Annotated in this window: 11 protein-coding genes; 2 read left to right on the forward strand and 9 right to left on the reverse strand. The window is 61.4% G+C overall.

Annotated features, from left to right (window positions below; translation table 11 throughout):
* Positions 1-56: 56 nt before the first annotated feature.
* From HY696_11865 to HY696_11880, 4 genes are read right to left on the reverse strand one after another with little or no spacing between them, the layout of a single operon-like run.
* A complete protein-coding gene (locus HY696_11865; GenBank protein ID MBI4239093.1) occupies positions 57-1,010 on the reverse strand; it encodes a DnaJ domain-containing protein in 954 nt (317 codons plus the stop codon).
* Positions 1,011-1,035: 25 nt separating this feature from the next.
* Complete coding sequence (locus tag HY696_11870; protein ID MBI4239094.1) at positions 1,036-1,560, reverse strand: NADH-quinone oxidoreductase subunit I; 525 nt, start codon at positions 1,558-1,560, stop codon at positions 1,036-1,038.
* Between the two features lie 13 nt (positions 1,561-1,573).
* The gene (locus HY696_11875) at positions 1,574-2,029 is read right to left on the reverse strand and encodes a DUF2203 family protein (GenBank protein ID MBI4239095.1); all 456 of its coding nucleotides are present in this window, start codon (positions 2,027-2,029) and stop codon (positions 1,574-1,576) included.
* 52 nt (positions 2,030-2,081) lie between these two features.
* Positions 2,082-2,636 (reverse strand): dCTP deaminase, encoded by a 555-nt coding sequence (locus HY696_11880; GenBank protein MBI4239096.1) that lies wholly within the window; start codon positions 2,634-2,636, stop codon positions 2,082-2,084.
* Positions 2,637-2,665: 29 nt separating this feature from the next.
* Between HY696_11880 and mtgA the strand changes: the two genes are divergently transcribed.
* Complete coding sequence (mtgA, locus tag HY696_11885) at positions 2,666-3,334, forward strand: monofunctional biosynthetic peptidoglycan transglycosylase (protein ID MBI4239097.1); 669 nt, start codon at positions 2,666-2,668, stop codon at positions 3,332-3,334.
* A gap of 10 nt (positions 3,335-3,344) precedes the next feature.
* On the opposite strand, the gene HY696_11890 is transcribed toward mtgA, so the two are convergent.
* The 3 genes from HY696_11890 to HY696_11900 are packed head-to-tail and all read right to left on the reverse strand — an operon-like array spanning position 3,345 to position 6,966.
* Complete coding sequence (locus HY696_11890; GenBank protein MBI4239098.1) at positions 3,345-4,307, reverse strand: NAD-dependent epimerase/dehydratase family protein; 963 nt, start codon at positions 4,305-4,307, stop codon at positions 3,345-3,347.
* A gap of 25 nt (positions 4,308-4,332) precedes the next feature.
* Positions 4,333-5,034 carry a zinc ribbon domain-containing protein gene (locus tag HY696_11895; GenBank protein ID MBI4239099.1) on the reverse strand — a complete coding sequence of 234 codons (702 nt, stop codon included), beginning with the start codon at positions 5,032-5,034 and terminating at the stop codon, positions 4,333-4,335.
* A 3-nt stretch (positions 5,035-5,037) separates the two neighbouring features.
* Entirely contained in the window at positions 5,038-6,966 is a 1,929-nt protein-coding gene (locus tag HY696_11900) for a hypothetical protein (GenBank protein ID MBI4239100.1), read from the reverse strand.
* A gap of 1,858 nt (positions 6,967-8,824) precedes the next feature.
* Here HY696_11900 and HY696_11905 point away from each other — a divergent pair.
* On the forward strand, positions 8,825-10,207 hold the full coding sequence (locus tag HY696_11905) for a hypothetical protein (protein MBI4239101.1): 1,383 nt from the start codon (positions 8,825-8,827) through the stop codon (positions 10,205-10,207).
* A 155-nt stretch (positions 10,208-10,362) separates the two neighbouring features.
* Here HY696_11905 and HY696_11910 read toward each other — a convergent pair whose 3' ends face one another.
* Positions 10,363-11,160 carry a laccase domain-containing protein gene (locus HY696_11910; GenBank protein ID MBI4239102.1) on the reverse strand — a complete coding sequence of 266 codons (798 nt, stop codon included), beginning with the start codon at positions 11,158-11,160 and terminating at the stop codon, positions 10,363-10,365.
* Positions 11,161-11,164: 4 nt separating this feature from the next.
* On the reverse strand, positions 11,165-12,133 hold the full coding sequence (locus HY696_11915) for an RluA family pseudouridine synthase (GenBank protein MBI4239103.1): 969 nt from the start codon (positions 12,131-12,133) through the stop codon (positions 11,165-11,167).
* Between the last annotated feature and the right edge of the window lie 101 nt (positions 12,134-12,234).

Raw genomic sequence — 12,234 nt, forward strand, 5'->3', positions numbered from 1 at the left:
CCCTCTCCCCAAAGGGAGAGGGAGGTGGATGCCCCGCCCCTCGGGGCGGGGAGCGTTCATTCCCGCGGGTTGTAGGGGCATTCGGTGGCCATTTGTTCGGCGAGTTGGCGCCATTTGTCGTTGAGTTGTTGCGGCGGAACGATATGGGCAACGACGTACAAATCGCCGCCGGCGGTCTTGCCGCTGGCCGGCATGCCTTTTCCTTTAATACGAAACCGCTGCCCCGGCGCCGTCCCGGCCGGGATCTTCATCTTGATCCCGCTCCCTTCCAACGTCGGCACGGTCACTTCGGCACCGAGAATCGCCTCATAGATCGTCAGCGGGACGTCGGTCTGCAAATCGGCGCCGGTGCGCGTGAAGCGCGGATGCGGGCGCACCCGCACGTCGAGGAATAGATCCCCGGACGGGCCGCCATTGCGCCCGGCCCCGCCTTTACCCGCCACGCGGATGCGTTGACCGTCCGCCACGCCGGCAGGAATCTTGACCGCGATCTTTTCCCGTCGCCCGCCGCGCTCCACTTGCAATTGTCGAGACGCTCCGTGGATCGCCTCCAGGAACTCAATCTCCACCGTCGCCGTGATCTCTTCACCCCGCTGCGCACTCGCATATCCACCACTCCCGCGCGGCCCAGACCCGGACCCTGGACGATCGCGCCGATTCACGCCACCGAATCCGAACAGTTCGCTAAAGATATCTCCCAGGCCTTCGAATCCGGGAATTCCCTCTTCGGCGCCGCGCGGCCCGCGCCCGGTGCGCGTCCGCCATTCGAACCCGCCGCCGGGACCGCCTTGCGCATACGCCTCGCCCAGTAAGTCATATTGTTGCCGTTTTTTCGGATCGGAGAGGACTTCATTCGCCTCGGTGATTTCTTTGAAACGCTCTTCGGCGCGCCGCTCTCCCTTATTCACGTCGGGATGATACTGCTTGGCGAGCCGTCGATAGGCCTTCTTGATCTCGTCGGGAGTCGCGGAGCGGGGAACGCCTAAGACTTGATAAAAATCCTTGGCCATTTTTTTTGCGCGTCAGCCCGCACATTTAATACAGTGCGACTGAATACGGACTCACATTGGCCGGATGATTCGACATCAGTTTGCCGATGTCATAAATAAATTCTTTGCGGGTGTACGCGGAGTTTTCGAACTTTCCGGTATCCATCCGAATCGCGTCGCAGGGACACGCCTCGACACACAGACCGCAAAACACGCAGCGCAGCATATTGATGTTAAAAATCCGCGGCCGCTTCTCCACTTTATTATCGCCAACGTCTTCCGCAACGATCTCGATGCAGTCCGCCGGGCAGGCCGTCGCACAGAGCATGCACGACGTGCAGCGCACGGACTCGTCGGGACGCAGCATCAGCCGATGTTCAGCGCGATAACCCTGCGGCAACACCGGCCGCTGATCGGGGTATTCGATCGTGATCCGCCGATTCATATGCACGATGTTTTGCACCAAGTGACGGCCGGTAATCCAGAGACCACGGACGATTTCGGGCAAATACAATCGTTCCCACCAACTCAAGCGCGCCTCGCGGGCGATCGTATAGACATGTCCCGGCATAAAACATCCTCCGTTAATGCCACTGCGCCCGCCCCGTAGGGGCGTCATGGAACAACTGGCGGATGGGGCGACGGGCGGAGAAGGGTTCGCCCGGATCGAACCAAAATTGCACGGACGGCTCACCATATTGCCAACTGAGCACGACTTCCTCGCCATCCCACCAGGTATAAATGTTCACGAGCCCCAACGTCGCATCGACGATCTCCACGCCCGTCGCGGCCATTTCCTCCAGCAACGCGTCGTATTGGTGACAACGATCGAAATAACGCGTGCGCCAACCCCGAACTTCTTTGACCGCGCGACGCGGCAACGAGACCCCGCGCGCAGTGACCTTGGCGCCTTGCCGCTGCAAATGATATTGGAGACTCACGAGTTCGGAATGCAGCATCGCCAACTGCCGACAATAGTACTCCAACGTCGGGATCAGCCCGTTCGCTTCTTCCAATGAAAAGTAACTGTGTCGACGCATAGAATCCGTTGGAACGCAGTAATACCGAGCACGCGCCAGAACGTCAATGCTCTTACCCCGAACCGCGCGCGTGGGTGATGCCTTGCTGCGCTTGATATTTTCCCTGCTTATCGGCGTACGATACCGCGCAGACGCCGTCGCCACGGAGGAACAGCAGTTGACCGATCCCTTCGCCGGCATAGATCCGCACCGAACGGCCGGCGCTGTTGGCGATCGCGATCGTCGCGTAGCCCTCCCACTCCGGCTCGAACGGCGTCACATAAATCGTCACCCCGCAGCGCGCATAGGTCGACTTGCCGGTCGCAATCGTCACCACTTCCCGCGGAATGCGGAAATATTCGACCGTCCGCCCGATGGCATAGCCCCCGGCCGGCAGTTCAAGGACCGACGTCCGGACCTCACGAAACGCCTCGGGCCCAACCGCCTTCGGATCGAGCACTGCGCCACCGGCCACCGGCACGCGAAACTCATCCGCGATCCGGAAATCGTAGCCGTACGACGATAATCCGTACGAAATCCCCGTCCGCACCTGCGTGTCGACAAACGGCTCGATCATCCGCCGCGTCCGCGCCATCTCCGCAATCCATGTGTCCGGTTGCACACCCATACGGAGTCCTTATATATAATGCCCCACTGATGCAAGGAGATCTACGCCCTACTCCCATCCCGCTGCGCCGCGCCGGCATCTACTTCGCGGCCGGCCTGCTGTGGCTCTATTACCTCTATACGCTGTTCAGCCTCCCCGATGTCAGCCGGCTCCAACACGAACCGCCCCGCCTCACCGCGATGATGCAGAGCGTCGGCGGCGAACTGCATTACGAATGGATGCCGCTCGCGCAGATCGCGCGAACGTTGCAACGCGCCGTGATCGCGGCCGAAGACGATCAATTTTACCGGCACCACGGCTTCGACTGGAACGCGATCCGACATGCCGCGCATATCAATTGGAAACGCGGCCGCTTCGCGAAAGGCGCCAGCACGATCACGCAACAAGTCGCGAAGAATTTATATTTAAGTCGCAGCAAGAATCCGTTCCGCAAATTCAAAGAATTTTTCATCGCGCTCGCACTGGAACGGGAACTTTCGAAGGACCGGATTTTGGAACTCTATCTAAACATCGCCGAATGGGCCCCCGGCGTCTACGGCGCCGAAGCCGCTGCGCAGCACTACTTCAAGCGCCCTGCCCGGGAGCTCAGCGGCCCACAAGCCGCGTTCCTCGCGTCGATCCTCCCCAACCCCGCCAAACTCGGCCGTCGCGGCTTCCACCTTACCCCGCGCGCACTGCTGATCTTGCGGATGATGTAAGAAAGTTGCCTCACTCCGCCGGCCACTGGGCGCGCAGGCCTGCGTGATACGTGCGGTGAGTGAGGACGGGAACGAGGTCGCGGCGAAAGCGGGATGTGTCGCCGCAATAGGAGACTTGACCGATGGTGATAAAGTCGCGGGTCAGTGGGGCGCGGCAACGGAACAGCCACGCGCCCATTTCACACAGCGCTGCGGCACAGCGAATGAGCGCGCCGGGAAGACGCCACGGGCGGGCCGTTCCCCAGCGGTCGCACGCGGCGTCTAGAAATTCTTGCAACGTCGTCGGGGCCTCATCGCCCAGATGATAGATGCCGTTCACAGCGGGCCGCAGGGCCGCAGCGATCGTGGCCCGGAGAAAATCCTCCGTCGCGATCAAGTGGATCCACGTCGGTCGTCGCCACACTCCCAACAGGCGACGTTGCGCCAGCCAGCGCGCCGCGTCGATCATCAAGATTCCGGGACCGTAAACCATACCGATGCGCAAACTCACCGGCGTGGTGGCCGTCTCGGCGGTGCGCGCAAACAACAAGCGCTCCTCTTCCAACCTGGTCTGGGCATGCACCGAGACGGGATGGCCATCTAACCGTCCGGTGGCCGGACGATCCGGCGTCGTGGGACCTTCCACGTGGGGAAACGAAATGAGCACGATTCGCGTCACCCGCGCGGCAAGCGCGACGGTCACGAGGTTCGCAAACCATTGCGTGTTGGTCGTCGGAAGAAACCGTTCCGGACGCGGTGCGAACAACACGCCGGCAAAATGGACGATCGTATCGACCCCGCGAACCGCCGCCCCAAGCGTCGCCGGATCGGCCAAATCCGCCCGGATCGGCTCCACATCGGACGCCGTCGCCACGTCCTGCGGCAACGGCGTCCGATGATACATCAAGCGCAATGCACACGGCTCGCGGAGCATCGCCCGCGCTAAACGGCTGCCGAGATTGCCGGCACTCCCCGTAATCAGGACTCGAGGCACGTTCACCATACAGAACACTGGGAAATCACGTCATTCGCAGCTGTGATGGCGGTTTACGGCGGGCGAGAATGAGGGCTTGGGCGCCGATGAGGGTCGAAACCACGCCGCAAAGACCGAGCGCAATCCATGGGGCATGGACCAGCAGTGAGGAGGCGCTTGTCGCACGCACGACGGCATTGGCAGGCACCGTCGGCGCTACCGCCGGCGCAGCACAGACTACTTTACTAGACAACATCAACAACAATCCGAAGCTGAGCATCCACCACGGCGAATTCAACCGCTCCACTTTGTCCCGCGCCGCTTTGGCCTCCGGATCGCTGCGCCGTTGCACCGGCGCGTAGCGCAACACCGCTCCACAATGCGCACAAAAGCGCGTGCCAGTTTGGCACATCGTGCCGCACTCGGAACAGCGCCGATCATGGCGAATCGCCGGCGGCAACGGCGGCGCCCCGACCGAGCCACCCAAACCGGCCAGTCGATCGGCCAACCGCTGGATCTCTTGTTGATGCTGAATTTGCAACCGATCGGCCTCGACCGCATCGAGCGAGCCGGTCGCCCGATCGAAGGCGATCCCTTCCAAATCCCGCTGCAACAGCAGCATCCGCTCGCGGAGCTGCGCCGCCAGGCCTTCATCGGGGAGCTTCCACCAACCGCGTCGCCACCAATACGGCGCCGTGACCACCAGCACGGCGATCATCGGTACTGCGATGAGCCAATAGAGATGCATCGATTACGCCACCCGCGCGGCGATCGCCGCCACGCGCACACCACGCCGCGGCCAGATCATGATCAACGTCCCTGCACCACACAACGCGGCACCAATCCAGAGGCCACTGACCACCGGTTGCATCCCTAGCTGAAACCGCGCCGCGCCGCCACGGGAATTCCAACCGAGCAACTGGACCGACAGATCGTGCGAAAAGCGCGAATAGATCGCGGGTCCGGCCAGCGTGTCGTCCACGGCGCCCGCGCCACGTGCGGTCACCGCCAACGTCGTGATCACGCGCTGCCCGCGCCGCACAATCAATTCCGCCGCCACGGCCCCACCCACCCCACCTTCCGGCAACTGCAGCCCGGCGAATTCGACGTAATAGGGCCCGATGACGGCGTATTCCCCCGGTTGCAATTGAATACGCACGTCTTGCCGATATAACGCGCCGACACCGGCCGCGAAAATGGCCAACATGCCGAAATGCACCACGTAGCCCCCGTACCGCCGCGGCGCATGTTGAAACAGATTCTGAACCAGCGGCCCTTCCACAGGCTGCGTAGATATGCGCGTAAATCGCCACCACCGCGCCCCGCGCAGCAATTCGCCAAGGATCATCAAACCAGTGATCGCCCCCAAGACGACCGCACTCAATGCGAACCCAGCGCGCACGCCCATACTCCATACCGCGCCACCGGCCAGCAATCCCCCCACCGCCGGCCAACGCAGGCTGCGCCACAACACGCCGCGCGTCGCACGCCGCCACGTGAGCACTGGCCCCACGCCGGCTATTACTACCAGTCCCAACCCCATCCACAGCAACGTCGCGTCTTGTAGCGCCGTCCCGACCAACTCTTCCGTACCCGTGAGCCACGCCCGCACCATCGGCAACATCGTGCCGGACGTCAGCACGCCAACACCGATCAGCAGCAGCACATTGTTCACTAGCAACGCGCCTTCTTTCGAATAGAATGATTCGAGGATCATTCGCCTACCGAGCGCCCGCAACCGTGCCACGATGAAACCACCGCCACCACACAGCGCCAGTAACAAGACACCGGTCAAGTAAGGTGCGACGCGAGCAACCGCCGCAGCATCGGCCGCCGGCCCGCCCGCCATGCTGACCGCAAATATCGTGAACAACGCGAAGCAGGCCAAGCCCCAAACAATACACCCGTTCCAGCCGCGCCACATTCCACGCCGCTCCTGTACTCGTAATCCATGTAGTAGCGCCGTCACCGTCAACCACGGCAGCAGCACGGCCCGTTCCATCAATTCACCGTTCCAGAAACTCCCGCCGCCGAGCCGATAATACGACCAATGCATCCCACAAAAGAGTGCGACGCTGAAGCCCACCCAACTCCCCAACACCCAACGCCGCAGCAACGCGAGCCAGCCGGCATCCATTTCCACATCGCACCACCCGGAAATGACAAACGCGCCGGCCACCACCGCGGCGCCACAGCCGAGCCATACCGCCACACGCTGCACCAACAACTGTGGCGCTCGCCAAACGCCCGGTAACGCCGTCGTATCGATGGCAAACGGAGACGTCGCCCACAGCAGCGCCACCGCGAGACTACCGACCACCAGCATCAGCACTGCATTCACGACCGGCAAATGGCGCGGATGATGCCGTTCCAATTGACGACTCGCCGCCACGCAGAGCCACGCCACTACCGCGACCCATCCGAGCAGCCCGCCGACAACACTATTCCACGCCGCCAACAACGGCGCGTACCACGGACCAGCCGCCGCCTCGAAAAAAAACGGCGCGACACTCAGCGCCTGCGCCGCTGTCGCCAACAAAGCGATCACGTAAATCGCCAACACGCCGGAGCGGAACGAACGCGCATCGCGATAGCGCGCGCCGAGCCACGTCATACCGAGACTGTACAGGGCGACGGAAGGAATCAGGAGCAGGCAGCTGGTCCCAAACTCAGCAGTCACGCAACCGCTGTAATGCGCCCCCACGGATCTGTCAAACAATGCAAACGCTGAAAAGTCATCATGCACCTCTCAGTATCATAGCGGACCGCTGAATTTTTAAAAATATTTTACCGCCTTTCGCACACACATCAACTTATCCACAGCGGGGTATTTTTTTTGAAACATTTTATTCAGCAGATTCCACGCGCATTTCCGGTCGATCCATTCCAGCACCCATTGCCGGCCACAACAGCGCGTGGTCTAGGTAATCTCGTAATTAACGCAGCGTTCTTTGAGAACTGGAGAGTTCATCGTTTAGGGGGGCGACCGACCTGATCGCTGATCCCCCGTTAGGAAGTCCTCGTGTGACGTCTGAACCACCGCTGTCGTGTCGTAGCAATGCGGCCGATCGGTGGGGGCGAGTACCAAGACGAGCACTGGGACTGAAGGGATCAGGACACAGCGGTGCGAACGTCAGAATGGGGGCCGGAAGTACCGTAAGGGAACCGGCTATCCCCGACGGATGGAATCCGCGCAGAGGCACGGAACGGCTGGCCGTAAGGGTAGCCGCAAGAAGCCTGTACGTGGTGGGGGCTGGAAGCAGTCCCTAGAGACAGTCGGGAAAAAGACCATAGAGGCGGGGAATTTCATGGGAGGAATGGCGACAAAAGTCGAGCATCCCACTCGGCAGAAGCCGCCGGCTACTTTTCGGAGCACAACGCTTCGAAGCGGAGCGCCCTGCCGCAAGGCGGGTCGCAAACCACATGGGAGTATGAGGCCACGAAAGTGGTCCTACTTCGAGAGGTGGCTTGTCAGAGACTCCGAAGAAACGCGCCCAAACCCTAAGCGATGAGCTCGCAGTTCTCAAAAGAGGCAGTGGGGGATTTCAAAAGCCCTCGGTGGAAACACCGAGGGTTTTTCTTTTTGGAGTCCCTGATAAAGCCGAACATTGTCACTACTCACCGATCGGCTGCGCTTTTTGACGTTAACTCATTGTGAACGCGTTTGTTTTCACTACACTTCGCATACGATTCATCTTATCCACAGCGGGTATAATTATTTTGCAAATATTATTTTCCATGACTGGCGCAGGTTTGCCGACAGATATCCACAGCACCCGTTGCGGCACGTAACGGGCCATGGTCTAAGTCCATCATCAGAAGTGGACGGGCTCTTTGAGAACTTGCTGGCTCATCGTTTAGGGAGGCGACCGAACTGATCGCTGATCCCCTGTCAGGAAGTCATCGCGTGACACCCGAGCCGTAGTTGCCAAGCCGCAGTGATGTGGCCGGGGCTGCGGGGGCTGCACCAGGGAGAGCGTCGGGACTGAAGGGATCAGGATACAACGGGCGAAACATCAGAATGGGGGTCGAAAGTACCGCAAGGGAAACGACTATCGCCGCCAAATGGAATCTGCGCAGAGGTCAGTGCGTGGTCCCCTGCAAGGGGGGCTTCGACAAGCCTGAACGCAGTGGGGTCTGGAAGCGGACTCTATATGTTGGTGGGGAGAAGACCATAGAGATGGGGAATTCCAAGGGAGGAAAGGCGGCAAAAGTCACGCGTCCCACGTGGCAGAAGTCGTCGGCTGCCGGGGTGGGTAGAAACCTTCGTAGCGGGGCCCCTCGGGGAAGACCGAGGGAAGCTAACTGCAAGGAAGGATGCGGCCCCGAAATGGGGTTCGACCTGACCCGGCTGCTTGAACAATACTTCGAAGGAACTCGCCCTTTCCTAAGCGATGAGCCAGAGGTTCTCAAGAGACATTGAAGACGTAGGTAGTACAGAAGACCTCGGTGAATACACCGGGGTCTTCGGCGTTGTTGGTGGCATTATCCGAAATATTGCTTGACGTATAATGTTCGACTTGCCTAGAGTTCGCGCCATGGCAGACACAACATCCCCGTCACATTCCGAATTAACCCCACACCCGGTGGCCACCGCATTTGCCCCACCAGCGGAGTCCACAGAAGAAGCGACTTCTCCGGGCGAACATCCGACGATCACCGAACCCGTGATCGCGCAAACTCCGGTTGCAAGTAAGCCAACACAGAAACCACGACCGAAACGAACGCGCAACGCCAACGGGAGTACGACACACAAAAATTCCCGCGTCGTCACCAATGTTGCCGTAACGGAAGCGACCGATGCCCCAGTCGACCTGCTCGACCGCTTCGAACGTGGCTGGGAAAATTTGAGCACCCGGGTCGGTAGCCAAACGCTCAATGTCGCGATGGTCGCCGGGCTCGTCATCATCATTGTAATGGCGAACTGGATCACCGCGACGCCCAGCACGCCGGAGCCGGTAGCACGCCCGCTGACCGCCGCTGTCACCAGCACCACAACGGCAGCGGTTGCAGTCCCAACTGTCGCCACGACTTCAACGACCGATACAACGGCCGCGACGAACACGCCGAACGATACCGTCACGCTGGCAACGAATGCGGCGGCAACGACTCCCCCCGCCACTGAGACTGCCACGGCCACCACTACCGCGACCACCGACATTCCGACAGCAGCAGCACCAGCGCCAGCCACGACTCCAACTGCGATCGCATCAGCTACGGCCACACCCACCGCAACGCCGACGGCCACAGCCAGCGCCACGGTCAGTCTCCCCGTCGCCGCCGCCGTCACGACGGCACCCAGTAATGCGACGGCCAGTCCGACCGCAGCGACAACGCCGCCGGCCACAGGAACCGACACGGCTCAAGCTGTCGTAACACCGCCGTCCCCTGCCACGTCCACCTCCACAGCAACGACTGCGACCACAGTCACACCGGAACCTGTAACAGCCACCGCCGCGACAACAGCCGCTCCCACCGCACAGCCGACGGGCATCAAACTCCAAGCGGGCAATGCGATCACGGCCGAATTAAATCCGCTGCCGAACGCCACGGAAAACTCCGTCGCCACGGCCGCTGCAAAAACGGCCCCGCCGCCCACGAAAGCTGCGACGACATCAAAACCGACACCGACCAAGACTGTGGCTACACCCGCAGTCAAACGGACCACGAAGGTCGGCGCATCGCGGTATACGCGCGAAATCGCGCGCCTGCGCCGTGATCGCACCGCGTATGAACAGGAATTGAAGAAATTAGGCGGCGTAAAAGGCCGTCCCGATCCGTTTACCAGCGGTGGACCCAAAGACCTCGACAGCGAAGCCGCGCGGATGCAATATCATCGGGCGAATACCAGCAGCACCGCAATCCGCACCACCACAATCCACCCAGCCGCCCAACCCCCGGCACCAAAAAAATCAAAGTAGCTTATTGGCACCTCTAATAATCCAATGATCGGGGACCTTGAAGAATGCCCCAGCTGCTAGGCGCCCGCGGATCCGCGACCGGAGCGTACATGGTAGTACGTGAGGATCGCGGCTCCGTGGGCAACAACGCAGATGGGGTATTATTCGAGGTCCCCTTACAGTAACGCGATCCAGTTGACTTGCCGTGTACTTCCCAGCTCATCACGACGGAACGAAGCGAAGTCGCCTTGATGCGTCACCGTGGAGACGTCGGCCGCGCCAATCGCATCGGGCATGATCCCTGACCGCAGCAACGCCTGCCACGCCAACGTCGGCAGGTCGAGCTGCCACCGCGTCGCTGCCCCGCGCCCAGTGCGACTGAGTACGCCGGCCGCGATGTCGTGCCCACCGGCCCGCATCGCCTCGATCACGTGTCGATCGACTTCATACTCCGCGCCACGAATCGCGGGACCAATCGCGGCCTCGATCCGTGCTACCGAGCCACCGAACCGCTCGCACATCAGCTGCACGGTATTCGCGATCACGCCGGCCGCCAAGCCTCGCCAGCCGGCATGAATCGCCGCCACCACGCCACGCACCGGCTCATACAGCAACAGCGGCACGCAATCCGCCGTGCGGACCATGCACACGACTCCAGGTGTCGCCGTGACAAAGGCATCGGCCACCAAGACCATGCGTGGCAATGGCGGCGTCAGATCCATCGCGATCGGACTATGCACTTGTCGAGTGGTAGGAATAGACCACGAGTCCTCGTGCGCATTCCGCAAATACGCCTCCACACTCACACCGCGCGTCCCAAAGCCATGGCACACCGGCCTCCCGGACCAACGCGCATATTGATACACGCGTCGCCGCTGCAGCAGCGTCGGCATGACGAGATGCGCGCGCCACAACGGTGCAACGCGGGCCGCTGGTCGGCGTCGCCCGGATGGCTTGCGGATCCCCGATGCCACGGATTTATGTCGTGGACTCAACACAGCCTCGTAATTGTCGACTCAGCCATTCCAGATCATCGGGCAACGGCGCGCTCCATGTCATGGCTTGGCCGGTGCTCGGATGGACCAACTGCAACCGCCACGCATGCAATGCCGGACGATCCAACTCGCGCCCATAGGCCTGCCACGATTTCGGCAGCCGGGTGACACTCCGCGTCCCGCCGTACACCGGATCTCCCAACAGCGGATGCCCCACGGCCGCAAAGTGGACGCGAATTTGGTGCGTCCGCCCGGTCGCCAAATCGATTTCGACGCACGTCGCATGTTCCGCGAAACGCTCCCGCACGCGCCACCGCGTACACGCGCTCCGCCCGCGACGCGCATGGGTCGACATCCGCTTGCGATCCGTCGGATGCCGCCCGATCGGCAGTTCAATGACCCCTTCCGCCGCGACGTGTCCATAGCAGAGCGCAATATACGTCTTGCGCACGACGCGCGTCGCAAACTGTTCAACTAAGTGCCGATGCGCCGCTGCCGTGCGAGCGACGACCATCACGCCCGACGTCCCTTGGTCCAAACGATGCACAATCCCGGGGCGGGAGACTTCGCCATCCACCGGCAATGCACCGTAGCGCGCCACCAACGCGTTGACCAATGTCCCATGCGGACGTCCCGCACCCGGATGCACGACTAATCCGGCCGGTTTGTTGATCACGACCAACGCGGCGTCTTCATAGAGGACATCCAACGACATCGGCTGCGCAATGGGAGGATGCGCGACAACGGCAGGCGCCGGCGGCCGACACACAATGCGCTGGCCCGCACGCACTGTCAGTTTGGCCTTGGAGCGGGCGGCATCCACCGTCACACTCCCTGCATCGATGGCGCGTTGAATCGCGGTGCGAGAAAATTGAGGCAGTTGGCGCGCTAAGTACCGATCGAGACGTTCACCCGCATCCGCCGCAGTTACTGTAAAAATCAGATCATTCACGGTCGTTGGTTAAAGCACATCGGCGGTGATTGCGACACTCCGAACACGGTGCACGGCTTTCTGCTGCGGAGCGCGATGCTCCCTCCTCGGTCGCATCGCGA

The sequence above is a fragment of the Deltaproteobacteria bacterium genome (assembly GCA_016210045.1).
Classification (GTDB): Bacteria; UBA10199; UBA10199.